Annotated in this window: 21 protein-coding genes; 12 read left to right on the top strand and 9 right to left on the bottom strand. The window is 45.4% G+C overall.

Annotated elements, in window-relative coordinates; all coding sequences use genetic code 11:
• Positions 1 to 263: 263 nt before the first annotated feature.
• From K1Y79_RS16025 to K1Y79_RS16035, 3 genes are all read right to left on the bottom strand, one after another.
• On the bottom strand, positions 264 to 2,306 hold the full coding sequence (locus K1Y79_RS16025) for a thioredoxin domain-containing protein (RefSeq protein WP_220251180.1): 2,043 nt from the start codon (positions 2,304 to 2,306) through the stop codon (positions 264 to 266).
• A 137-nt stretch (positions 2,307 to 2,443) separates the two neighbouring features.
• Positions 2,444 to 3,235 carry a uroporphyrinogen-III synthase gene (locus K1Y79_RS16030; RefSeq protein ID WP_220251181.1) on the bottom strand — a complete coding sequence of 264 codons (792 nt, stop codon included), beginning with the start codon at positions 3,233 to 3,235 and terminating at the stop codon, positions 2,444 to 2,446.
• A 42-nt stretch (positions 3,236 to 3,277) separates the two neighbouring features.
• Positions 3,278 to 4,420, bottom strand: a complete 1,143-nt coding sequence (locus K1Y79_RS16035; protein WP_220251182.1) for a DUF4271 domain-containing protein — start codon at positions 4,418 to 4,420, stop codon at positions 3,278 to 3,280.
• A gap of 203 nt (positions 4,421 to 4,623) precedes the next feature.
• On the opposite strand from K1Y79_RS16035, the gene hemW reads away from it, so the two are divergent.
• The gene (gene hemW, locus K1Y79_RS16040; RefSeq protein WP_220251183.1) at positions 4,624 to 5,748 is read left to right on the top strand and encodes a radical SAM family heme chaperone HemW; all 1,125 of its coding nucleotides are present in this window, start codon (positions 4,624 to 4,626) and stop codon (positions 5,746 to 5,748) included.
• 209 nt (positions 5,749 to 5,957) lie between these two features.
• Here hemW and K1Y79_RS16045 read toward each other — a convergent pair whose 3' ends face one another.
• From K1Y79_RS16045 to K1Y79_RS16055, 3 genes are all read right to left on the bottom strand, one after another.
• A complete protein-coding gene (locus K1Y79_RS16045) occupies positions 5,958 to 7,139 on the bottom strand; it encodes an aldose epimerase family protein (RefSeq protein ID WP_220251184.1) in 1,182 nt (393 codons plus the stop codon).
• A gap of 139 nt (positions 7,140 to 7,278) precedes the next feature.
• Complete coding sequence (locus tag K1Y79_RS16050; protein WP_220251185.1) at positions 7,279 to 8,253, bottom strand: deoxyhypusine synthase family protein; 975 nt, start codon at positions 8,251 to 8,253, stop codon at positions 7,279 to 7,281.
• A 126-nt stretch (positions 8,254 to 8,379) separates the two neighbouring features.
• Positions 8,380 to 8,898 (bottom strand): hypothetical protein, encoded by a 519-nt coding sequence (locus tag K1Y79_RS16055; RefSeq protein WP_220251186.1) that lies wholly within the window; start codon positions 8,896 to 8,898, stop codon positions 8,380 to 8,382.
• Between the two features lie 322 nt (positions 8,899 to 9,220).
• Between K1Y79_RS16055 and K1Y79_RS16060 the strand changes: the two genes are divergently transcribed.
• The 6 genes from K1Y79_RS16060 to K1Y79_RS16085 all read left to right on the top strand — a co-directional run bounded on the left by K1Y79_RS16060 (position 9,221) and on the right by K1Y79_RS16085 (position 14,666).
• Positions 9,221 to 9,802, top strand: coding sequence for an acyl carrier protein phosphodiesterase (locus K1Y79_RS16060; RefSeq protein ID WP_220251187.1), 582 nt, complete (start codon positions 9,221 to 9,223; stop codon positions 9,800 to 9,802).
• Between the two features lie 47 nt (positions 9,803 to 9,849).
• Positions 9,850 to 10,458, top strand: coding sequence for a DUF2911 domain-containing protein (locus K1Y79_RS16065; protein ID WP_236059663.1), 609 nt, complete (start codon positions 9,850 to 9,852; stop codon positions 10,456 to 10,458).
• Between the two features lie 569 nt (positions 10,459 to 11,027).
• Complete coding sequence (locus tag K1Y79_RS16070; protein WP_220251188.1) at positions 11,028 to 12,167, top strand: cystathionine gamma-synthase; 1,140 nt, start codon at positions 11,028 to 11,030, stop codon at positions 12,165 to 12,167.
• A 375-nt stretch (positions 12,168 to 12,542) separates the two neighbouring features.
• Positions 12,543 to 13,316 (top strand): TIGR02757 family protein, encoded by a 774-nt coding sequence (locus K1Y79_RS16075; RefSeq protein WP_220251189.1) that lies wholly within the window; start codon positions 12,543 to 12,545, stop codon positions 13,314 to 13,316.
• 13 nt (positions 13,317 to 13,329) lie between these two features.
• Positions 13,330 to 14,292, top strand: a complete 963-nt coding sequence (locus K1Y79_RS16080; protein ID WP_220251190.1) for a DUF6263 family protein — start codon at positions 13,330 to 13,332, stop codon at positions 14,290 to 14,292.
• 47 nt (positions 14,293 to 14,339) lie between these two features.
• On the top strand, positions 14,340 to 14,666 hold the full coding sequence (locus tag K1Y79_RS16085; protein ID WP_220251191.1) for a hypothetical protein: 327 nt from the start codon (positions 14,340 to 14,342) through the stop codon (positions 14,664 to 14,666).
• 4 nt (positions 14,667 to 14,670) lie between these two features.
• Here K1Y79_RS16085 and K1Y79_RS16090 read toward each other — a convergent pair whose 3' ends face one another.
• Positions 14,671 to 15,336 (bottom strand): sterol desaturase family protein, encoded by a 666-nt coding sequence (locus tag K1Y79_RS16090; protein ID WP_220251192.1) that lies wholly within the window; start codon positions 15,334 to 15,336, stop codon positions 14,671 to 14,673.
• 346 nt (positions 15,337 to 15,682) lie between these two features.
• Between K1Y79_RS16090 and K1Y79_RS16095 the strand changes: the two genes are divergently transcribed.
• From K1Y79_RS16095 to K1Y79_RS16105, 3 genes are all read left to right on the top strand, one after another.
• Complete coding sequence (locus K1Y79_RS16095) at positions 15,683 to 15,865, top strand: hypothetical protein (protein WP_220251193.1); 183 nt, start codon at positions 15,683 to 15,685, stop codon at positions 15,863 to 15,865.
• A gap of 69 nt (positions 15,866 to 15,934) precedes the next feature.
• Entirely contained in the window at positions 15,935 to 16,942 is a 1,008-nt protein-coding gene (locus K1Y79_RS16100; protein WP_220251194.1) for a fumarylacetoacetate hydrolase family protein, read from the top strand.
• Between the two features lie 8 nt (positions 16,943 to 16,950).
• Positions 16,951 to 17,835, top strand: a complete 885-nt coding sequence (locus K1Y79_RS16105; protein WP_220251195.1) for a flavin reductase family protein — start codon at positions 16,951 to 16,953, stop codon at positions 17,833 to 17,835.
• A gap of 74 nt (positions 17,836 to 17,909) precedes the next feature.
• Here the strand turns inward: K1Y79_RS16105 and K1Y79_RS16110 are convergent, their stop codons facing one another.
• Positions 17,910 to 18,662 (bottom strand): DUF4197 domain-containing protein, encoded by a 753-nt coding sequence (locus K1Y79_RS16110; protein ID WP_220251196.1) that lies wholly within the window; start codon positions 18,660 to 18,662, stop codon positions 17,910 to 17,912.
• A 111-nt stretch (positions 18,663 to 18,773) separates the two neighbouring features.
• The gene (locus K1Y79_RS16115) at positions 18,774 to 19,607 is read right to left on the bottom strand and encodes a universal stress protein (protein WP_220251197.1); all 834 of its coding nucleotides are present in this window, start codon (positions 19,605 to 19,607) and stop codon (positions 18,774 to 18,776) included.
• Between the two features lie 138 nt (positions 19,608 to 19,745).
• Between K1Y79_RS16115 and lysS the strand changes: the two genes are divergently transcribed.
• On the top strand, positions 19,746 to 21,260 hold the full coding sequence (lysS, locus tag K1Y79_RS16120; protein ID WP_220251198.1) for a lysine--tRNA ligase: 1,515 nt from the start codon (positions 19,746 to 19,748) through the stop codon (positions 21,258 to 21,260).
• Between the two features lie 216 nt (positions 21,261 to 21,476).
• Positions 21,477 to 23,606 (top strand): S9 family peptidase, encoded by a 2,130-nt coding sequence (locus K1Y79_RS16125; RefSeq protein ID WP_220251199.1) that lies wholly within the window; start codon positions 21,477 to 21,479, stop codon positions 23,604 to 23,606.
• The last annotated feature ends 577 nt before the right edge of the window (positions 23,607 to 24,183 follow it).

A 24,183-nucleotide genomic window follows, 5' to 3' on the forward strand; every position in this document is an offset into this window, starting at 1 on the left:
TTGAATTCATTCCCGTTGGAAACATATTATCTCTTCAAAGTCAGCACTTACCCTTCTGATAGTCTATACCACACTCTTAAGCAAGATAACAAATGTAACGATTAATTTTAATCCGTAGTTAGTTTTCACCCAACTTTTTCATACCTATTCAGGGAAGCGTGACAATTAAAATAAACGTACTTTTTAACATTTTATTATATCTTATCAAAATCATTTTTCCGTGTGCTTTTTACACAGATATGGTCATGCAAGATACATAAATATTATTTTAAATTAATTATTTCCTCTATATAATTAACTGGCTTAATACAATGATAATGCTCACAGACGTATATAAGTGTCTCCCCTGGCCGTTCCCGCTGTTCAAGCAGTGGAATACCTGGTTGATCGGTTACTGCTCCTAACAATACTTTAAACGGAATATAATGCCTGTTAGTATCCTGCATCCTTGATTTATATTCACTACCCACCACAGCAATCTCCCTCACACCCTTTACTGACTGCAATAAGATGCCTGCCCATACCCCAAACGAAGTGGAATACCTGACCGCTGTCTGCGCCTGTCCCGCCAGCATAGCTATACCACGGTCAGACCAATCCTTCCTGTCATATACAACTGATAAATAAAGCAGGTTAGCCGCCATTACAGCATTACCACTCGGCGTGGCACCATCATATACTTCCTTCTTACGTACGATAACATCCGTTTGACCGGCTTGCGTATAATAAAAATAAATATCCCCTTCGTCTGAAAAATTTGCTACTACATACGACGTCAAAGCTTTAGCATGATCCAGCCATTCAGCATCCCCGGTTACTTCCTGTAATGCGATCAAAGCACGTACCAGCCATGCATAGTCGTCAAGAAATGCAGGATATTTCGCAATTCCCCCTTTAAATGTATGAAAAAAAGACTGTTTATCAACGTTTTGTAGATTCCTTAGGCAAAATTTCATGGCATTTATTCCCATATCTCTATAGCGTTCTACACCCAATGCCGCGTACGCCCTACAGCAAGCGTGTACCATCAGCGCATTCCATCCCAGAATGATCTTGTCATCCAGCCCAGGACGTATACGCTTAGACCTCACAGCCATCAGCTTCTCCCTACTTGTTACTAACATTTGCTCCAGCGCTTCTGGGGGTAAGCCATGGGCTTCTGCCACCACTGCCAAAGGTTTCGTAACCCATAGTATATTCGTTTCCTCCCAATTGCCCTCCTCTGACACATCATAATATGCACAGAATAATGCTGCGTCTTCTCCGAGAATCTCCTCAATCTCCTCTTTACTCCAGGTATAGAACTTCCCTTCCACACCCTCGGAATCTGCATCAAGCGCACTATAAAAACCGCCGCCCGCATCTGTCATCTCTCTCTCCACAAATCCCAGGGTATCTGCAATGGTCTTCGCATACAGCTCATTTCCTGTCAGCTGATAAGCTTCGCTCATTACATCTACCAGCAACGCATTATCATACAACATCTTCTCAAAGTGTGGGGCCAGCCACTTCGCGTCTGTACTATATCTGGCAAAACCGCCACCCAGCTGATCATAAATACCCCCCTGGATCATCTTGTCAAGTGATAGTAAAGCCTGGTTTAATGCCTTCGGTTCGTTGAAACTATGATGATATCTTAACAGGTATTGAATGTTGAAGGTTCCAGGGAACTTTGGCGCACTGCCAAAACCACCCCATATCTTGTCACTCTGTTGCATTATATTATTGTAGATCGTATCGCACTGAGCCCGGGTAAATAACTCTTCCCGCGGCACAAGATCCAGATCAACTGCCTGCGTCCCAAAACCAGATGCCTGCACCAGGTGATCCCGCATATTCTGCGCCTGTGTCTCCAAATCTTCCCGGCGCTCTTGAAACGCCTGAGCCAATGCAAGTAAAACATCCGTCCATGACGCACGGTTAAATGCCTTAACAGGGGGGAAGTAGGTCCCACCATAAAAAGGCAGTTTATCAGGTGTCAGGAAAACGTTCAACGGCCATCCGCCAGAACCTGTCATGGCCTGTACCGCATCCATATAGATGTGGTCAAGATCCGGACGTTCCTCTCTGTCTATCTTGATATTAATGAAATGCTCATTCATAATACGGGCGGTCGCTTCGTTCTCGAAACTCTCCCGCTCCATAACATGACACCAGTGGCAGGCGGCGTATCCAATGCTGACTAATATAGGTTTGTCTTCGGCTTTAGCCTTCTGCAATGCCTCTTCCCCCCAGGGGTACCAATCTACCGGATTGTGAGCATGCTGCAGCAGGTAAGGACTGGTTTCTTTAGCTAATCTGTTCACAGTTATGGTTATTCTGTTAATTACCTACACTTTTTTGGTCCACTCTAATGCTAACGGTAATTCTTCGCTACCCCAAATATAAGAAGGGACAGCTTTCGCCGTCCCTTTCTTTGGAATTATTTACCGTAATTTTCGTGTTATTTTTTGTTGGTAGCCGCAAGATACTGTTCCAGCGCCGCCACCATCGAAGGGGCCTGTGGCGCAGGAGCCTTTACATCAAGGCGTAAACCCGCTTCTTCTACTGCTGCTGAGGTAGTTGGACCGAAAGCTCCTATACGTGTACCGTTCTGCTCGAACTTAGGTACATTCTCAAACAGCGACTTCACTCCGTAAGGGCTGAAGAAAACAATCATGTCATAATCAGTCCCGGTCAGCAGCTCCTTTACATCATTGGATACTGTCTTGTACAGGGTAGCTGTTGCATATTCACACTTATTCGCCTTCAACCATTCCTCGATATCTTTACGCTGGCTATCAGAACTCGGGAACAGGAATTTCTCATTATCCCTGTGCTTGTTCATCACTTCCAACAGACTCTTAGTAGAACCATCAGCACCATAGAACACTTTGCGCTTCCTGTAAAGGATAAATTTCTGCAGGTACAAGGCAATCGCTTCCGTTATACAGAAGTACTTACAGTCCTGAGAGACTTTAATTTTCATTTCCTCACAGATCCTGAAAAAGTGATCCACAGCGTTACGACTTGTAAAAATCACAGCCGTAAAATTCTGAATGTCAATTTTCTGCTTCCTGAAGTCTTTCGCGGACAGTCCCTCCACCCTTATAAACGGATAAAAATCCAATTTGACGTTGAATTTTTTAGCTAGTTCAAAGTAAGGTGATTTTTCTGTTTCAGGCTTAGGTTGGGAAATTAGAATTGTCTGAATGTGCTTAGCTTGCAAATCTTTTTTTGGCCCGCCTTTAATCATACGTTTTTTTGCTCTTGTGTTAACAATAGGCAGTTATAATAATCACAGACCACCAGTTAACGCGACCAGCAACACCTTAGTTATTATTAGAACCGGCGCTACTTCGAATGCGCAAAGGTAAAGAAAAAAATGCAATCTGCTGAAAGATAAATATTGTTTTACCACTGAGTATGACCGGATATACCGATACGCCACAAGCAAAACAATAAAAGCGATCGACATATACATAAAGGCTTTTGCCAATGCGGGTGTACTGAATGCTAAAATGACCAGAAACGGTACCAGTAAAATACCCAGTACCTTGTTGATCAGATACAACACGAATATATAAGCATCCGCCAGTTCCGCACTACCAAATAACCAACCACAGAAACGCAACATCACATACTTCACACCATACACCAATGCCACAAGTAATATCAGCCCCGGGATAGCCATCCACGCCGTATTACCTGGTATATACTGCTGACGGTACATCAACAGATAAAGGTATAACGCCAGACTAATCACAAAAAAACTGTTCAACAGAAAGTTAGGGAACGGTGATTGTGACAACTGGTCCTTTAACTGCCGCTGACTCAATGTCGGATTCATAAACGCCCGAAAGAGGTCAGAAAAATACTTCAGATAACTGAGCCTGATAATACCCAGCAACAATACAACTCCTGCCATCACATACACCAGCCAGTCGAGATCTTCATACGCCCTTAGAATATTCACGTCTGGCCGGGTAGGCTTATCATTCTTCAGAAATATATTAGTCGCCTGCAGCTTTTTCAGGTACAGATCATACGTCGTTTCCTGATGTAAAGGTACGACACGCCGCTGCAATGTCGTATCAGTTGGTAAGGCTGTAATCACAGCAGATGCAGTAGTACCGGCTGCTGGTGTGGTAGCAGTTGGTGCAGGTGTAACTGCCGTTGCCGGAGGGGTATTACCTGCTGCTGGTGAGGTGGCAACTGGTGAAGACGTTACCGGCTTAGCTGCCGGTGCAGGAGTCGTGGCCGGAGCTGCCGGCTTTACAACTGGCACCTGAATGACCCGCCCTGCACTATCCCGCCTGATAACCGGCGTCTTTTTCTTCACAGGCTTTGCAGCCGTATCTCCCGGAGCACCCTGCGGCCTGGCAGGAGTAGTTTGCACAGCAGGAGCCGGTCTTACAGAAGTATCCGTCTGAGCCGCCAAACGTAAACAGGGTATAATGAATAGAAACAATAACCAACGTCGCACCAGGAATATTTTTTAATGCAGTAATTTTGTCGTTTGCAAAGATATAAAAATAGTCCATGGCCAATAGTTGATATACTATAGTTACCATATACTTATTTAAGCTAGACTCAATTTATTCTTACACCCTACCGGTCTGTACCAGGGGTATTACTATTTCAATGGCAGGTATTTATCTACATATTCCGTTTTGTAAGCAGGCTTGTTACTACTGCAACTTTCATTTCTCAACGTCTCTCGCACAGCAACCGGCAATGGTGCAGCAGATACTAAGGGAAATAACATTACAGCGTGACTACCTCTCGGGCGCTCCCGTATCCAGCATTTACTTTGGTGGGGGTACCCCCAGCATGCTACCGCAAACCGATATCGAAATACTGCTGCAAACACTCCGGGATACATTCCCTGTTCAACCAGATGCGGAAATCACCCTGGAAGCTAATCCGGATGACCTGTCTCCCGAAAAACTCCAGGCACTCTTTGCGGCAGGCATTAATCGCCTGAGTATTGGTATACAATCCTTCTATGAAGCCGACCTCCGCTGGATGAACCGTGCCCATAACAGCCAGCAGGCATTACAATGTATCATCAATGCAAAGGCCGCCGGTTTCAATAACCTGACCATCGACCTTATATACGGCGGACCAACGCTCACCGATGAGGCCTGGGCTTCTAACGTCCAGCAGGCAATTGACCTGGGGGTACAACACCTGTCATGCTATGCACTTACTGTAGAACCAGGTACGGCTCTGGACCAGTTTATCCGGAAAAAGAAAGTGGCTGCTGTTGATACCGACAAAGCCGCCCGTCACTTTGAGCAACTAATGCAATGGACGGCAAAAGCCGGATACGAACATTACGAGATCTCTAACTTTGCACTCCCGGGCTGGCACTCCAGGCACAATAGCAGCTACTGGCAAGGGCAACCTTACCTGGGTTTAGGCCCCTCTGCTCATTCTTTCAACGGCCACTCCCGCCAATGGAACATTGCCAATAACAGCCTCTATATCAAAAGTATGCAGCAAGACAAAGTCCCCTTCGAGCTGGAAGAACTTACGCCTGTTATGATGATAAATGAGTATATCATGACTACTCTCCGTACTTCTCAGGGTTGTATACTGCCTGTTGTGGAAGAACGTTTCGGCCGGCAAAAACGGGAAACGCTGGAACAGCTATCCCGCCAATTCATCAGTAAAGGCTGGATGATACGGCACAATGATACCCTGATACTTACGCCAGAAGGCCGACTGTTTGCCGATGGTATCGCATCAGATCTATTCTTCTGATATCCTGACGGGTATTTCGGCAATTATCTCACTTAAACCCCGCTGCTATTGGTAGAACATATACCGGTAGGTACTTTCCGGATGGCGGATAGTAGAAAGCCAGTTGTGGCAAAAAACTGGCAACTAACGCGTCATCCTGATCGGGGAGGGGCACAAAAAAGGGCGTGCCCACAAGAACACGCCCCAAACAAATATGGTATCAATACTACTTACTGCTTCACTCCAAATTTATACACACAGGTTGAAGTGTATGTATCTCCCGGTTTCAGCACCACTGAAGGGAATGACGGCTGATTAGGTGAATCTGGGAAATGCTGCGTTTCCAGACAGAATGCACCACGATGTACGTAGGTTTTACCCTCTTTACCCTTGTCAGTGCCATCCAGGAAGTTACCGCCGTAAAACTGTACACCCGGTTCAGTAGTCCATACTTCCAGCGTACGACCGCTTGTAGGTTCCAGTACGGTGGCTGCCAGAGACAGTTCTTTACCTTTTTTATTCAGCACATAGTTATGGTCATAACCCTTACCATAAGCCAGCTGCTCAAAGTCTGCATCTACTCTTTCACCAATCTTCGTAGGTGTAGTGAAATCCATAGGTGTACCCTTTACTGATTCGAGCTTTCCTTTTGGAATCAAAGTACTGTCTACAGGAGTATATTTATCTGCATTGATGTACATGATATGATCATTGATATCACCATTGCCGGCACCATGCAGGTTAAAGAATGAGTGGTTGGTAAGGTTTACTACAGTTGCCTTATCCGTTGTAGCGCTGTAATCAATCTTTACCTCGTTGCTGTCTGTCAGCTCGTAAGTAAGGGTGATGTCCAGGTTACCAGGATAGCCTTCTTCCCCGTCTTTTGACAGGTAATGCAGTTTCAGGGTATGGTCATTAGGCTGTTCAGCATCCCATACCACATCATTGAAGCCTTTTTTACCACCATGCAGGTGATTCTGACCATTATTTACAGCCAGGGTATACTCCTTTCCGTCTACTTTGAACTTCCCTTTTGCAATACGGTTGCCGTAACGACCAACAATACCGCCGTAATATCTTTCCTTGGTGTCAACATAACGGTCAATGTTATCATAGCCAAGTTCTACATCTGCCAGCTGACCTTGTTTATCCGGTGCCAGCAGGCTTACGATCTTTGCGCCATAGTTGGTGATGGCTACCTGAATATTTCCTTTTCCTTTCAGATGGTACAGCTTCACCTGTTTGCCATCAATAGTTTTATCAAATGCGGCATCTGATAACTGTCCCTGAGAAAGACTGTCTTGCGTGGTACTCATACTATCTGTTGAATTATTTTCGGTTTTTGTACCAGACTGGCAGGCACTTAAGCTAACTGCGGCTGCCACTGTTAGTAGTGGAAAAATGTTTTTCATAATTGGAAGTTATAAGGGTACAATATACGCTTTTCATCTTAAAAGTCATACGTCCTTTTAAAACGTAAAACGCTGATCACCACAAAAAAATGCAGTGATCAGCGTTAGCCTTTACGTCAGCCCTCCAGGGCCTCAGTGCTTACCAGCCCAGCAGGTAAGCAAATATCAACGGAGCTACGATAGTAGCGTCAGATTCAACGATGAATTTAGGGGTGTTGATATCCAGTTTACCCCACGTAATCTTCTCATTAGGTACTGCACCTGAGTAAGAACCATAAGAGGTAGTTGAATCAGAGATCTGGCAGAAATAGCCCCAGAAAGGTACATCATGCCACTCCAGATCCTGGTACATCATAGGTACTACGCAGATCGGGAAGTCACCGGCAATACCACCACCTATCTGGAAGAAGCCAACGCCCTTACCACCAGAGTTATTACGGTACCAGTCAGCCAGCCACACCATATACTCGATACCGCTCTTCATAGTGGAAGCTTTCAGTTCGCCTTTGATGATGTAAGAAGCGAAGATATTACCCATGGTGCTATCTTCCCATCCTGGTACTACGATAGGAATATTACGCTCAGCTGCAGCAATCATCCAGCTGTTCTTTGGGTCGATCTCGTAATGTTCTTTCATTACGCCGCTCAGCAGCAACTTGTACATGTACTCATGCGGGAAGTAACGCTCACCTTTATCATCAGCGTCTTTCCAGATTTTATGAATATGTTCCTGAATACGACGGAAGGCTTCTTCCTCCGGAATACAGGTATCAGTCACCCTGTTGAAACCATCCTGCAGGAGGTCCCATTCTTCCTGAGGACTCAGGTCACGGTAATGAGGAACCCTTTTGTAGTGAGTGTGAGCTACCAGGTTCATGATATCTTCCTCCAGGTTAGCCCCGGTACAGGAAATGATATCCACCTTACCCTGGCGGATCATTTCCGCGAAGGAGATGCCCAACTCGGCAGTACTCATAGCACCGGCGAGGGATACCAGCATTTTACCGCCTTCCAGCAAATGTGTTTCATATCCCTTAGCAGCATCCACCAATGCAGCCGCGTTAAAGTGACGGTAGTGGTGCTGGATAAATTGAGAAATAGGCCCTTTATTCATGTCCGTTTAAATAATTTAAAATGCAAAAGAGAACGGCAAAGGTAAGGAATAAAAAAAAATAGCCCACAATAGCTGTCGCTACCGTGGACTATACTGACTATGGACTATCAACTGATGAACTGACGTCTAAACTTTCTTCAGATGCTGGTGTACACTCATGTCACCACCTGCACTTGTTTTAATCACTTTCCAGGTCTTTTCTCCTTCCAGGGTTACATAATACACAGTGGTACCTTCTGTTTCAAATTCTACTACCCAACGCACCTTCTCAGTCGGATAACGTTTTGCCAGCTTGTTAGTAATATTCATCGGCAGATGCTCTTCTGCGATGTAACGACGTGTTGCCAGCAAATTTCCATCCTCATCAAAATACGCTGTAACATTGAGTGCTTTCATGGTAAATCTGGCCATAAAAGTTTTATTGTCTTCGCTGTACCATTTTACGTCTGCCGCTCCGGCAAACTCTTTACTCAGTGCATCTTTTAACTTAGTGGATGCCTCGGTTTCCTTGGCACCCGCAAATGCGAATTGTGTTGTAAAAAGAAGTGCGGCAACAAATAAAAGCAGCATTCTTCTAATACGGCCTGCAAACAGGCGGGTAGTACCATTAGGTACATTGAGGTTAATTGATTTGATCGGTTTCATGGCGGAAACTTTTTAGTGGTTTGGTTTGATGATGTAAAGGTACTCGCAGAAAGGGCAGGAGGTCAAATGCTTTGTTACAAATGGATACGCTAGATTACTTGGTAATGCACATTTACAGCGGACTTTGCCCCAACTTGCCATGTCATGTCATATAGTTCCTTTCCTATACACATGTTGCGCTGAAACGCCGAATGTTGCAAGCTGTTACGTTAAGCTTTTGTTAAACTGGCTTTTAGCAGATGAGCGGTAAGTATCACTGATGCAATTCAGCTTACACCCCTGTAAACGGTGGTAGCTGCAAAGTTTATTCTACCTTCATTGCATGAATTATCTGGCCCACGCATATCTCTCTTTCAATGATCAGTCCCTGACAGTGGGCAATATGATAGCCGATTATGTGAAAGGCAAACACTGGCAGGAATATGCCCCTGGCATACAACAGGGTATACAACTGCATAGAGCAATTGATTCATTCACTGATACTCACCCTGTTACACTCGCTGCAAGAGACTACTTCCAGCCTTCCTGCGGCAGGTACAGTGCCGTGTTTATCGACATTGTATATGATCATTTCCTGGCTACTGATACCACTATCTTCACTGATCAGACACTGGCAACATTTTCTCAACAGACCTATGCAACCATTGCCAGGCATCATGGCATATTACCTCCTGTATTTCAACAGGTATTCCATTATATGCGTCAGCACGACTGGCTGTATAACTACCGGCTGATGGATGGTATATATAAGAGCTTCAGTGGCATCGTACACCGGGCTAAATACCTGGAAGCCCAGACTGATGCCCCTTTTGGTGTACTCGAAAAGCATTACGAACAACTCGCTGCACACTACAGAACATTCTTTCCTGAATTGGTTGCATACGTTAAAACATACCCACATTAATCGTAGGTTTGCAAATATTTTGTAACAATCAGAATTGATAGCCAACAATGAAAAATGTACTTCGCTTATTGCTGCTTACCATTATAGCAGGTCTTACCAGTCTTACAGGTTATGCCCAGGACAAAAAAATGCCCCCGCTTGATTCCAGCCCTATGGACATGGCCTATTATCCGGTAATGTATCCCTATGTAGTAAAAGTAAAAGGCGAACCAGGCAACCTCGTTGCCCGCGTTATATATAGCCGCCCCCAGAAAAAAGGAAGAAAGATCTTCGGTGAACTCGAAGCTTATGGCGAAATCTATCGGCTGGGTGCTAACGAAGCCACTGAAATAGAGTTTTTCCGCCCCGTTATCATTGGTGGTAAAACCGTTCCAAAAGGACGCTATACTTTATATGCAATCCTTTCAGAACAGAAATGGACTTTCATTGTAAACCGTGAGACAGATATCTGGGGTGCATTTAAATATGACCAGAAAAAAGACGTGGCTAGAACAGATGTACCCGTAGTAAAACTGACTACCCCGGTAGAACCATTCTCTATGATGTTTGAAAAAGCTGATAATGGCGCTAACCTGGTTGTTGCCTGGGATACTACCAGTGTAAGCCTGCCTATTAAATGGTCTGACAAACCACCTGTTGCCAGTAAAAAGAAATAGTTAACGTTACCAGCATTATATAAAAAGAGCGGAAGTATCACTACTTCCGCTCTTTTACTTTTTAGAAAAAAGATAGGCGGTAAGATTACCGCCCACGAATTTTAACCATATCCTATGAAAAACCTTTTCAAATGTAGTCCGAATAACTGCGCGGAAACTACGTTTTCGGCTGAATGAGTCATTTTTGTTCGTGAATGTGGCGATTTCATCCGTAAAGGCATTCCGGATAGCCAGATCGGACAAAACCCGCCACCACAGGGCGTATTTCTACTTTTTGACAGTGCTGCGTAAAAGTACTTATTTGTTATTTTGATTATCTGAACTGATAAAGAAGAGGTTGTCTGCCAATGGTAACTGATACGGAAATAAGACTGTCTGAAACAATACCCGATCCCTGTAGTAATACGGAACAGTAGCCAGCTTCATATTCAGCCCCAACAGCAACTAAACCCACCACCTGTTCCTGATGTTGCTGCCCTCATGTCAATCATCTGCTGCTGAAATGCCGGAATTAGTACCTTTGGAACTTTCAGATGAACAAAATCGTATCATACTAAAATATTTCAGGCATGAAGCTGGGAACTAAACTCATACACGCAGGCGTTACCCCTGATCCTTCTACAGGGGCTATTATGACGCCTATTTTTCAGACATCCACGTATGTGCAAAATGCACCGGGCGACCATAAAGGATACGAATATGCCCGCACCCAAAACCCGACCCGCGACGCCCTACAGGCTGCGCTGGCTGCAATTGAAAATGGTACTCACGGCATCTCATTCGGTAGTGGCCTGGCTGCTACTGACGCCGTAATGAAACTACTCAATCCTGGTGATGAAGTGATTGCATCTAATGACTTGTATGGTGGCACTTATCGCATCTTTACCAAGATATTTGAGCGTTATGGCATCAAGTTCCATTTTATCGGGATGCAGGATGCTGAAAACATCCGCCAGCATATTAACGCAAACACTAAGCTGATCTGGATAGAAACACCTACCAATCCGCTGCTTAATATCATCGACATCGCTGCCAGCGCAAAGATCGCTAAGGAACATAACCTGCTGCTGTGCGTTGATAATACCTTTGCTTCTCCCTATCTCCAGAATCCGCTGGACCTGGGCGCACATATCGTTGTACACAGCGCCACCAAATACCTGGGCGGTCACAGCGACGTGGTACATGGGGCTATCATAGTAAAAGACGAAGCACTGGCCAAACAGCTCTATTTCATACAGAATAGCTGTGGTGCAGTGCCCGGTCCGCAGGATTGCTTCCTGGTACTCCGCGGACTAAAAACGCTGCATGTACGTATGCAACGTCATTGTGAAAACGGCGCTGCTGTAGCCAACTTCCTCCGCCAGCACCCGAAAGTGGCAAAAGTATACTGGTGTGGTTTTGAAGATCATCCTAACCACCATATTGCCAAACAGCAGATGAGAGACTTTGGTGGTATGATATCTTTCACACTGAAAGATGACAGCCAGGAAGCTGCTTTCAAAGTATTAAGCGGTACACACCTCTTCTCCCTGGCAGAATCGCTGGGCGGCGTAGAATCCCTGATAGGACATCCGGCCAGCATGACCCATGCCTCCATCCCACGGGAAGACAGGGTCGCCAACGGACTTGTCGATTCACTTATCCGCCTCAGCGTAGGTATTGAAGATGCAGAAGACCTGATCGCCGATCTCCAGAAGGCAATCGGATAACTACAACAGGTCATCTATCATAAATGAATGCAGGAATTGCCCATAGCATTAGCTATCCCGGCAATTCCTGCATTCATTTTAACAGCCAGCTATACCAGTCACTGCTCTGTAAACAGTTGTATATTAGTTGTACTTTTCAACACAATACCCCCCGGCAGTGTATAATTAACATGCACATACTACAAAAAACCAATGGCTCCGGAATCCCAAAGTACCGGCACTCTATCATCCTAATACTCACAATTATTCATTTTCAATTGACTATAATAGGTAATATATTATCTATATAATTTGTTATAGTATGAACATCTTTCAGTATTTTTCGGCTTCCCGAGTAATGCATTCCCGACAACAGACTAAACCGAGTAGAACTATATGAAATTTGACCAACTGAAGACCTTTCTGGACACAAAAGCGGTACAGTATAATACGCCTGACTTTATTCCGGGCGATCCTATCTCTATACCGCACCGGTTTACACAACTACAGGACATCGAAATCTCTGGCCTGTTTGCCGCTATACTGGCCTGGGGCAATCGTACCACCATTATCAACAAGTGCACAGAACTGCTGCAGCTGATGGATAATGCACCTTATGACTTTATCAAAAACCATAAGCCAAAGGAGAGGATGAAACTACTCCAGTTCTGCCACCGTACCTTCAATGGTGTAGACCTGATGTACTTTGTGGAGTTCCTGCAAGGCTACTACAATGACCTGACCTCACTCGAATTTGCCTTCAGCGGCCATATTACCGCCGAAGACGATACGGTAGAGAAGGCCTTGAAGGGCTTCCACCATATGTTCTTCCTGCCAGAACATCCTGAACGTACCCGAAAACATATTTCAACTCCGGCGAGAAATTCCGCCTGTAAAAGATTGAATATGTACCTTCGCTGGATGGTCAGGAAAGATGAAAATGGCGTGGATTTTGGACTATGGGACCACATTCAGCCTTCTCAGCTGGTTTGCCCTGTGGATGTACATGTAGGCAGAGTGGCCACCAGACTAGGTTTAATACCTGCTGCCAAATCAGATTGGAAAACAGCAATTGCCCTTACCGAGCAGCTCAGACAGCTGGACCCATTAGACCCGGCTAAATACGACTTTGCATTGTTCGGGCTGGGAGTAATTGAAAAGTATGTTTAATAAATATAGCGCAATGATGAAGCGATTTTTGGTGACAATGGCAATGGGCGCCGTGCTGGCATTACCGGCAACAGCCCAGTATCAGGAAGAAAAAAGAGACTACGTAGACCTAAGCTACAATTTTCAGAAAGGACAACAGTTTGAACTGAAACAGGAGAGTCGCAGCGAAACATATACTACCGTAAATGATATCATGCAACGCGTGACCCGCGATTTCAATAACACCATCGCTATTGAAGTCGAAGACGCCGCCGCCAATCATTTCTATCTGACATTCCGGTATAAAGAACTCAAATTCAACTTTAACGCCCGGAATCAGAACATCCTTGTTGATGCTGCCGTACCTAATGATAAAGAACCTTTCCAGGCTGCCCTGAAAAGCATTCTCGACCATCCCTTCACTGTTGATATCACCGGTTCCGGCTTTATCAATAAGATTACCGGACTAGATGAACTACTGGATAAAGCAAGTGCCACTTTTTCCAAACTGAAGGAAGACGAACAGGAAGCATATAAGAAACTCATGAAAGACCAGTTTGGCACTGCTGCCTTCCGCTCCTGGCTGGAACAACTCCTGGTTATCTACCCGGTGCGTAGCATCAAAACCGGTACCCGCTGGGAAGAAACGGTGCCTATCCGTACAGGACTCGTAGGCGATATAGACCTGTACTGGAACCTGCAAACCTGGGATGCCAGAACAGCAAAAATAGCCGGTACCGGAAAGGTGCATACCAATAAAGTCGAAACCTTTACTATCGAAGACGGTATCACTGCTACCGCAGAAATTGACGGCGATATTATGGCTAACTACCTCATAGACCGCAATACAGGCTTACCAAGCATCTGCGCACAGAATACCGAAATGAATGGTACCTACACCTACAAAGCCAATAAGGCCAAACGTATCAAGAAAGATATTAAGGTGCCGGTGAAGATAGTGACCAACTCCTCTTACAAGATCAAACAAATGAAATAACATACAAAAGGTCTCGTCTTAGACGAGACCTTTCTATTCTGAGTAATATGATACAATTACTTCCGGAAACCACATTGCAATTATCAACAGATGCCGGATTACCATTAACTACCGGCGTTACCTATGACCAGTTCGAGGCTGCCCTCGCAGAAAAACTGGAACAACTTATCAGTAACGACTTCCAGCAGTTTGTACTATTGCTGTATAAAGTAGACGTCTCTGAACATGCCATCCGGCAAGTACTGGAAGCCGACCTCTCACCCGAAATATACCGGAAAATTGCCGCCCTGCTGATTGAAAGACAACAGGAAAAGATCCTTTCCCGTAAGCAATACAGCCAACCCCCGCCTGACGACGGAGAAGAGAAATGGTAGCCGCTTACGGCTTGTTGAACATCAGCTCTCTCACTTTCTCTTTGTCCTCTTTCTCTTTTTCCAGATCAAAACTTGTTCTGAAAATATAATCCCACATACTGGAACTTACACCAAAACCCTTTTCATCTCCCTTGTAATGATGCAAATGGTGATTACGCCATAAAGGCTTCAGGAATTTTGCCGGTGGATTCCATGCGTGAATCGCATAGTGCATGCTTCCATAGATCAGATAACCCAGAATAAAGCCCGGGAAGAACATGAAAGTATACTCTCTCAGGAATATATATTGTACACTGAAAATAATAGAAGCTAAAATGAGACTGGGCACCGGTGGCATGAATAAACGCTGCTTGTCACGAGGATACTCATGATGGTTGCCGTGCATAACGTAAATGAATCTTCTGACCTTGGGGTTCTCGCTGCTAAAATGGAAAAGATAGCGATGCATCAAGTACTCAAATAACGTCCAGATAAACATTGCTCCGAAAAAAACAGTTGTAACACGTGTAATGCTAAAACCTAATGTAGTATTGCTGTAATACAACATGTAACTGATGATGGGGACATATAACGCCCAGATGACCAGGGGGTGTGTCTTGGTGAGCATCTCCAAATACCTGCTTTCAAATAATCTCGCCTGTCCCTTGTTCTTAATCTTATCAAACTTCATAACTCCTGTGTTTAATGCGAATGAGTGCTTGTACGAATGATACGTTGGTTTCCTCTTTACAACCTTGATTTAGCCAAAAAACTGGTCCCGCCAATATTATGCCGATCTTAAGCATATGGGGGCGATGTGAATATCTATTTTCAGTTACCGCACTGGCAACCAAATAACTATATTATTAACTATCAACTAATTGGGATGAGCCAAATGCGGCTATTCTATTGATTATTACTTGATAAAATATTATCACTTTACCACGATATATGCTATAAAACACCCGAAAATAGGCTAACTACCCGTAAATGCGTCGTCCTCACCTCGCTATTTGCAAAACACCTGGTCTGTCATTATGTTCAGTCAGACACCGCTGCAAATGACACCTACCATACTAACACGCAGCACATTACACGCCGCCAGCTATTTCTTTTATCTGACGGTGAAACCACCGCCTACCCCTAACAAGTCACATGACAATCGGGGAGAATTTATCCCATCCCTAACCGGAACGCTGATATACCTCCCCGGAGATTAGCGCTACACTGTTTCTTAATAACGCATTTCCCTATATTTACAGGATCATACAACCAGAACCAACTACTTTATGAAACTTGTAAGTTATCTACGGGATGAAGCTGACCACCTGGCTATATTAATAGGCGACCAATTGTACAACACACAGGATCTGCACCCCAACCTGCCAGGCAATATGCAGATGTTCCTGCTCTCCTGGGAAGAAGTGATCGACCTGGCCCTGGAAATAGACGCACAGCTGAAAGCCGGAAAACATATCGGCGCAGCCAAACCGATCCCTTACCACTCAGTAGAGGTAATTGCACCGGTGCCATCTCCTACATCCTGCCGTGACGGTTATGCTTTCAGACAACACGTGGCCGCTGCAAGACGTAACCGCCGCGTAGACATGATCCCAGAGTTTGACGAGTATCCAATCTTCTACTTCACCAATCACAATGCAATACAAGGCCCCGGCGATGTATTGTGCATGCCCGACCATTTCGACAAACTGGACTTCGAATTGGAAGCTGCTATTGTGATCTGTAAATTCGGACGTAACATTCCCGCTGCTGAAGCAGATAAGTATATCGGCGGCTTTATGATCATGAATGATATGAGCGCCCGCACTCTCCAGATGGAAGAAATGAAGCTTAACCTCGGACCTGCAAAAGGAAAAGACTTCAGCACCGTGATCGGGCCTATGCTCGTTACCCCTGATGAACTGGAACATTTGCTTATACCTGCCAAACCAGGGCATACCGGCAAGAACTATAATCTGAAAATGACCTGCCGTGTCAATGGCATACAGGTAAGCGAAGGTAACATGGGCGATATGGACTGGACATTTGCAGAGATCATTGAACGCTGTGCTTACGGTGCCAATATATATCCCGGAGATGTAATAGGCAGCGGTACGGTAGGTACCGGATGTTTCCTCGAACTGAACGGAACCGGCAAACGCGAAAACCCGGATTACCAGGAACAATGGCTGCAACCCGGCGATGTAGTGGAAATGGAAATAGACGGCCTGGGTACGCTTACAAATACCATCGTAGCAGAAGAATCTGACTTCTCCATCCTGCGATTGAAAAAATAGTATACAACATGCAGATTATACCAGGACAGATAAAAACAGCTGCATTGCAAGGATATCTACAGGGCGCGGTAGCTCCCAGACCTATCTGCTTTGCCAGCACGGTTGATAAAGACGGTACGCCTAATCTGTCTCCCTTCAGCTTTTTCAACATATTCGGCAGCAACCCGGTAACACTGATATTCTCGCCTGCCCGCAGGGTACGTGATAATACTACCAAACACACACTCGAAAACATCCTCGAAACAAAAGAGGTAGTGATCAATGTGGTAAATTATGCCATGGTGCAACAGGCATCATTGTCCAGTTGCGAGTATCCTAAAGGTGTGAACGAATTTGAAAAATCCGGATTTACGCCGGTGGCAGCCGAAAAGGTAAAGCCCTTCCGCGTAAAAGAAAGTCCGGTACAGTTTGAATGTGTAGTAAAAGAAGTACTCGAGCAGGGAACAGAAGGAGGCGCAGGAAACCTCATCATCTGTGAAGCTGTCATGATCCACATTAATGATAACATCCTTAACGAAGCAGGCAACATCGATCCACATAAGATCGACCTGGTAGCCCGTATGGGAGGCGATTACTACTGCCGGGCATCCGGTGGTGCCGTATTTGAGGTGGCAAAGCCCAATACATCCCTGGGGATAGGAATAGACGCATTACCATCATCCATCAGGCAAAGCCGCATCCTCACAGGCAATAACCTGGGTCAGCTGGCTAATGTACACGAACAACCTGTCATTGATCCTGCTTTTGAAGATGAACACCTGAAAAACATCTTCCAGTACTATAGTATTACGCCCGACGAAATGGAAAAAGAACTGCACCTTCATGCGCAGCAGTTACTGGAAAACGGGAAAGTACAGGAAGCATGGCAGGTATTGCTTGCCGGTGCGCAATAACAAATCATACCTTCTTACATAAGAAAAGCCTCGTATCAGTGATACGAGGCTTTTTATAATCAGTTCATCAGCGACTATTTGCTGCTGCCAGCAGTGCTGCTGCCAAATACTTTCTTCAGCAGGTCAGTAGTTCTTGCAGCAGGATTAGCACGGATGTTAGCTTCTTCTTTTGCAATCTGGTCAAACAGTGCATTCACCGCCATTCCCGTTACATAGTCCTGCAAGTCAGGATTAGCCTTGTTGAATGTAGTAGGCAGTTTGTTATACGCTGTTACAATATCACCATAATATTTAGTAGCGCTGGTGCTATCCAGTGATCCCTTAATTACCGGAGAAAACGCAGTTTTCAACTTGTCTGTCGTCTTTCCTTTGAAATACTCAGTAGCAGAATTATTACCGCCGGAGAGCAGCTTCAGGGCGTCAGTAATACTCATTTCCTTAATCGCATCTACAAAGATAGGAGCCGCAGAACCTACCGCTTTTTCCGCAGCACGGTTGATAGAAAGAATGGCTTTGTCCACCTGGCTGCCCAGTCCTACTGAACGCAGAGTGTTGCCTATTTTTACCGCATCTGGAGGTAATAACAGTTTATAGAGATCATTTCCAAAGAAACCATCAGTTTTGTTCAGGTTAGCAATACCATTCGCTACGCCTTTTGCCAGCGCTTCTTTGATGCCGTTACCAGCTTCAGATTGGGTTACATTGGAAGTACCACCTTTAGAGGCTACAGTATTGGCAGCTTCGCCTAATTTCTTTAGCAATTGCGCCTGAGTAGCGGGCACAAACGCTATTCCGGATAATAACAGCAGACATAGTTTCTTGTACATAGACTGGATTGTTGTGGTTTTATATGCAAAATAGCAACAATATTTAATAAGCGCTACTATAAAGTTAGAACAAAAACCTACCCGGAAGTTTAAAGACGGACAAAAGCTTTTTTATTCATGTATCGCCAGCAGCGGAATATGTGTATGGAATGCCAGCTGAGCCGTACGACTACGTTTGAAGATGCTTTCAAATAAACCATGCTTACGGGGAATAGTCAGTATCAGATCAGCCTTTTCCCTATCGGCAAACTCCATAATACCTTCTACTACGTTGGAATGATCGATGAAATGATATTTCGGATGATATCCTTCCAGCAATGTATCCAGCAACAGGCTGGCCTCTGGCGTCTCTGTACTCAGCCCTTTTCCGTCTTTGTCAATGTTCAGCACATGCAGTTCCGCCTGGAATACGCTTAGCAGGCGCTTCAGTGGGTACACCGGCGTGCTGGTACCTACCTTTTTGAAGTCACAGGCAAATACGATCTTCCTGACCGGCCGGAAGGTAACTTCTGCTGGTATAATCAGCACAGGGCAGGAGGTGTGCTTTACTACATCAATAGTATTTGAACCTATCAGGATCTCCTCCAGCTGACTACCACCAGTAGTTCCCATGATGATCACATCAGCATGTTCCTCCTTACTGAGCGTGTCAATATTGGCAGCCAGCAGATTGTTATCTGCCCGGTACTCCAATACTACTCCCGGCGGCAAAGCCGGCAACAAATCCTGTTTCATACGTTCCAGCCCTTCCAGGCTGGCCGCTTTTAACTCGTTAGGATCAACCATGGGTATGGAAGATGGCACATCCGGAACCGGCACTATCAGCTCATAGGCATGATAAAGCAGTATACGGGTGGTGCCCATCTGTTCAGCCAGTCCCAGCGCATAGCGGGCGGCATTATAAGCAGTAGCAGAAAAGTCTGTAGGTACTATGATGGTTTTCATCGTGTTAGTTTTTTAAAAGCTGATGAATCCCGGTTGAGGGGGCTCATATGTAATGAAAATTTGGTGCCAAACCCACGTTTCGCTCATTTCCCCCTTAAATCAATTATTTTTGCACTCCATTATTGTAATCAGTAAGTCATGACAACATTATCCGAGCAAGAGATTATACGCAGAAATAAACTGCAGGAACTGGAAAAACTGGGCATCAACCCTTATCCGGCAGAGAAATATCCGGTAAGCATTACAGCTGCCAAACTGAGGACCCTGTATTCAGAGGAATCCAAAGACCAGTTCCAGGATATCTGTCTGGCTGGCCGTATCATGCATGTGCGTGATATGGGTAAGGCTTGTTTTGTAGAAATGCACGACCATACGGGCAAAATGCAGCTGTACATCCGTCGTGATGATATCTGCACCGGCGAAGACAAGACCTTATATGACGTTGTGTTCAAGAAACTCATGGATCATGGGGATATCATTGGTGTAAAAGGTTATGCCTTCATTACCAAAACCGGCGAACTGTCTGTCCATGTCAAAACCCTGGACCTGCTTGCTAAATCCATCCGCCCGTTACCAGTAGTGCGTGAGAAGGAAGGAGAGATCTTCGACGAAGTAACCGATCCTGAGTTCAAATATCGTCAGCGTTACGTAGACCTGATTGTGAATCCGCAGGTAAAGGACGTTTTCATCAAACGTACCCGCATCATGCAGACCATCCGCGACTTCTATAATGACCTGGGCTACCTGGAAGTTGAAACGCCGATCCTGCAGCCTATCCCTGGCGGTGCAGCAGCGCGTCCGTTCAAAACGCATCACAATGCACTGGACATGCCTTTGTATCTGCGCATTGCTAACGAATTATACCTGAAGCGCCTCATCGTGGGTGGCTTTGAAGGTGTATACGAATTTGCGAAAGACTTCCGTAATGAGGGTATGGACCGTACCCACAACCCGGAATTTACCGTAATGGAAATGTACGCTGCTTACAAAGACTACGAGTGGATGATGGATACTACTGAAACACTGCTGGAAAAGATCGCAATAGCCCTTCATGGTACTACCGAAGTAACAGTAGGAGACAGGGTGATCAACTTCAAAGCACCTTTCCGCAGAGTAAGCATGTATGAAGCGATCCTGGAACATACCGGTATCGACGTTACACATATGGATGAAGAGCAGCTGCGTGCTACCTGTAACCAGCTGGGCATCTACGTGAAGCCAAGTATGGGTAAAGGAAAACTGATAGATGAGATCTTCGGAGAGAAGTGCGAACATCACTATGTGCAGCCAACCTTCATCATCGACTATCCGGTGGAAATGAGTCCGCTGACCAAAAAGCACCGTAGCAAAGAAGGTCTGGTAGAACGTTTTGAGCTGATGGTAAATGGTAAAGAGCTGGCCAATGCCTACAGTGAGTTGAACGATCCTATCGATCAGCGTGCACGCTTTGAAGATCAGGTAAAACTGATGGAGCGTGGTGATGATGAAGCGATGTACATTGACTATGACTTCCTGCGTGCACTGGAATACGGTATGCCGCCTACCTCTGGTATCGGTATTGGTATTGACCGTCTGACCATGATCATGACCAACCAGCCATCTATCCAGGATGTATTGTTCTTCCCTCAGATGAAAGCTGAAAGAACAGTGTAGTCTTTCCCATGATTTTTAATGACCGCTATCCGGTCTGCAAACAATATACAGGAGGCAGTTTCCCATCCGGGAGGCTGCCTCTTTTTCATTCAACCCGCTACTGCCATCGCAATGGCTGGTACCGGAAAATTGAACTTTACTCCGCCCATCCGTAAATAGCGCCGGATCATTTCCTTAATTAACTATTTTAGCTGCACTTATAACAACAGCTAAACTATGCATACAACACGTTACAGGTCAGTCTGTTTTACAGCACTAAGCCTGCTCGGTCTCAGTCTGCAGGCTCAGGAAAAGAAAGACCTCACTTTCCGGCAGATATTTAAGGGAGAAGCAACCGGCCTTTATCAACCACTGCCCAACATCAGGGGATGGGCAGATGCTACCCACTACATCCAGTACCGTACAGAAGGAGGAGCATCCAAAGCATACAAAGTAGATGCAGCCACCGGCAAGTCAGAACCTTATGTTACCCCTCCGGAAGGAGCTACCGTAACAGTGCGTAACAATGACATCGTCTATACATCTCCGACCGGTACAACTACACAGTTAACCAGCGACACTGCCCAGGAGCGTAACCCGACATTATCCCCCGATGGCAGATATGTTGCTTTCACGCGTAACAATGACCTGTATGCAGTGGAAGTAGCCACTAAAAAAGAGATTCGTTATACTACGGATGGTTCTGACGTCATCTATAATGGTTGGGCATCCTGGGTGTATTATGAGGAGATCCTCGGTAGGGCATCCAAATATCGCGCTTTCTGGTGGAGTCCTGATAGCCGTTATATTGCCTACATGCGTTTTGATGATGCAAAGGTACCTGTATTCCCTATCTATAGTGAGAAAGGACAACATGGTTATCTTGAAAACACCCGGTATCCTAAAGCCGGCGATACCAACCCTGCTGTAAAAATAGGTACCGTACCTGTTGGGGGAGGAGCTACACTATGGGCTGACTTCAATGAAAACGAAGACCAGTATTTCGGTGCGCCATTCTTCACACCTGAAGGACATCTATGGGTACAATGGATGCCACGCGGACAAGACAATCTGAAAATTTATGAGATTAATCCGGATAATGGCAGAAAAAAGGAGATTTACAGTGAGCAGCAAAAGACCTGGGTTGACTGGTATGAGGACATTCCATTCCTGGCAAACAATAAGGGCTTTATCATCAGAAGTGATAAATCTGGCTGGGCACACCTGTACTGGCACAATATGGACGGCTCTCTTAACAAGCAGCTAACCAGTGGCAGCTGGACGGTAAAAGATATCCGCGCTATTGACAACAAGCAGCAAGTGATCTATTTCACTGCGCGTAAAGAGGCTGCTCCGCGTACAGACCTGTACCAGGTAAGCCTGAAAACCGGCGCAATTACCCGCCTTACCTTCGGAGACTACCTGCACAATGTAGATGTAAGTCCAAACGGCAACTACTTTGTTACCACCTACTCCAACCTGTCTACACCGCCACGTATGGCATTACTGAACAGTAAAGGAAAGGTAGTACGTGAACTGGGAGATGCGAAGGGCAGTCAGTTTGACCAATATAACCTTGCAACCACCAAAATGCAGTATTATAAGACCCGTGACGGCCTGGAATTGCCTATGACCATTACAATGCCATTGCATATGCAGCCAGGCAAAAAATACCCTGTTCTGATCAGTATATATGGCGGTCCTGATGCAGGATCAGTATATGACTCCTGGAAAATGCCGCTGACATCGCAATGGTGGGCAAAAGAAGGGGTAATACAGGTAGCGATAGACAATCGGAGTTCCGGTCAGCTGGGCAAAATGGGCATGAATTACATCCACCGGCAGTTGGGCAAATATGAGACAGAAGATTACATGGATGCGGCTATCTGGCTGAGATCACAGCCATGGACAGATTCTTCAAAAATATGTATTACAGGCGGCAGCTTTGGCGGATATATGACCTGTATGGCCCTGACATATGGAGCTGACGTATTTACACATGGCATGGCAAACTTTGCAGTAACTGACTGGCGGTTGTATGACAGCCATTATTCAGAACGCTATATGGACACGCCGCAGGAGAATGAAGAGGGGTATCGTATTACGTCGCCAATGACCTATGCAGACCGTTATAAGGGGCTGATCCGTATAGTTCATGGTACTATGGATGACAACGTACATATGCAAAACAGTATTCAGTTGGTAGATAAGCTGGAGAACCTGAATAAACACTTCGAGTTTATGGTATACCCTGGTGAGCGCCATGGCTGGAGAAGTATCAAGTCATTGCATAGTGATAATGAGACGTACCGTTTCATCTACCTCAATTTGCTGGATCGACCTTTTCCGAAGGAATTTGGTCAATAGGCACTTACACTTTGAATAATTAAGACAGCTGGTTGGGCAATACCTAACCAGCTGTTTTTTATTGTACAGTCTGGTATAGAGCATGACGCGTTGGTCTGTTGGATCGGGATGTATTGTTTTCGGCAAATAAGTGGCTTTATTTTTCATTGAACGCCGCTTTAGTATTCAAACCATATAGGCTCCAAGCGGGCACTAAGAGGGTACCAAAAGGGCACTTCAATATCCCCGGGATATTCAGGTGACCTTGAGATGAGCTTAAGGTGAAGGAATAGTATGAAACATAAAGCGAAACCAAACGCTTATGCATGATCACACTTACAGCTGGTGAATGGTGGTGGTTAGAGGTATTTGCTGGCAGATGTGGGCACTATAGCCGCCGGCAGAAGGGCCGGAACTGGCAGAATGGTCGAACGTGGATTATTTTCCGGTGAACGTATCGATTTTCCGGGTGAACGTTTTAGGAAAATCCAAGGGAAATCCGGCTAAGCAGTTCAAGGTAGCGTTACTGTGGTACAGTCAGGGTGAATAAGGTAGATGTGAGAAAGGGGGTGAAAAGTGGTATAAGGCGGGGGTTTCA

This window comes from Chitinophaga rhizophila (assembly GCF_019492185.1).
Classification (GTDB): domain Bacteria; phylum Bacteroidota; class Bacteroidia; order Chitinophagales; family Chitinophagaceae; genus Chitinophaga; species Chitinophaga rhizophila.

Bases quoted from the DNA above. Each gene is read 5' to 3' on its own strand.
- K1Y79_RS16100 (WP_220251194.1), top strand. From the start codon at position 15,935: ATGAAACTTGTAAGTTATCTACGGGATGAAGCTGACCACCTGGCTATA.
- K1Y79_RS16110 (WP_220251196.1), bottom strand. From the start codon at position 18,662: ATGTACAAGAAACTATGTCTGCTGTTATTATCCGGAATAGCGTTTGTG.
- K1Y79_RS16065 (WP_236059663.1), top strand. From the start codon at position 9,850: ATGAAAAATGTACTTCGCTTATTGCTGCTTACCATTATAGCAGGTCTT.
- K1Y79_RS16080 (WP_220251190.1), top strand. From the start codon at position 13,330: ATGATGAAGCGATTTTTGGTGACAATGGCAATGGGCGCCGTGCTGGCA.
- hemW (WP_220251183.1), top strand. From the start codon at position 4,624: ATGGCAGGTATTTATCTACATATTCCGTTTTGTAAGCAGGCTTGTTAC.
- K1Y79_RS16075 (WP_220251189.1), top strand. From the start codon at position 12,543: ATGAAATTTGACCAACTGAAGACCTTTCTGGACACAAAAGCGGTACAG.
- K1Y79_RS16085 (WP_220251191.1), top strand. From the start codon at position 14,340: ATGATACAATTACTTCCGGAAACCACATTGCAATTATCAACAGATGCC.
- K1Y79_RS16090 (WP_220251192.1), bottom strand. From the start codon at position 15,336: ATGAAGTTTGATAAGATTAAGAACAAGGGACAGGCGAGATTATTTGAA.
- K1Y79_RS16050 (WP_220251185.1), bottom strand. From the start codon at position 8,253: ATGAATAAAGGGCCTATTTCTCAATTTATCCAGCACCACTACCGTCAC.
- K1Y79_RS16125 (WP_220251199.1), top strand. From the start codon at position 21,477: ATGCATACAACACGTTACAGGTCAGTCTGTTTTACAGCACTAAGCCTG.
- K1Y79_RS16045 (WP_220251184.1), bottom strand. From the start codon at position 7,139: ATGAAAAACATTTTTCCACTACTAACAGTGGCAGCCGCAGTTAGCTTA.
- K1Y79_RS16060 (WP_220251187.1), top strand. From the start codon at position 9,221: ATGAATTATCTGGCCCACGCATATCTCTCTTTCAATGATCAGTCCCTG.
- K1Y79_RS16030 (WP_220251181.1), bottom strand. From the start codon at position 3,235: ATGATTAAAGGCGGGCCAAAAAAAGATTTGCAAGCTAAGCACATTCAG.
- K1Y79_RS16115 (WP_220251197.1), bottom strand. From the start codon at position 19,607: ATGAAAACCATCATAGTACCTACAGACTTTTCTGCTACTGCTTATAAT.
- K1Y79_RS16070 (WP_220251188.1), top strand. From the start codon at position 11,028: ATGAAGCTGGGAACTAAACTCATACACGCAGGCGTTACCCCTGATCCT.
- K1Y79_RS16095 (WP_220251193.1), top strand. From the start codon at position 15,683: ATGTTCAGTCAGACACCGCTGCAAATGACACCTACCATACTAACACGC.
- K1Y79_RS16055 (WP_220251186.1), bottom strand. From the start codon at position 8,898: ATGAAACCGATCAAATCAATTAACCTCAATGTACCTAATGGTACTACC.
- K1Y79_RS16105 (WP_220251195.1), top strand. From the start codon at position 16,951: ATGCAGATTATACCAGGACAGATAAAAACAGCTGCATTGCAAGGATAT.
- lysS (WP_220251198.1), top strand. From the start codon at position 19,746: ATGACAACATTATCCGAGCAAGAGATTATACGCAGAAATAAACTGCAG.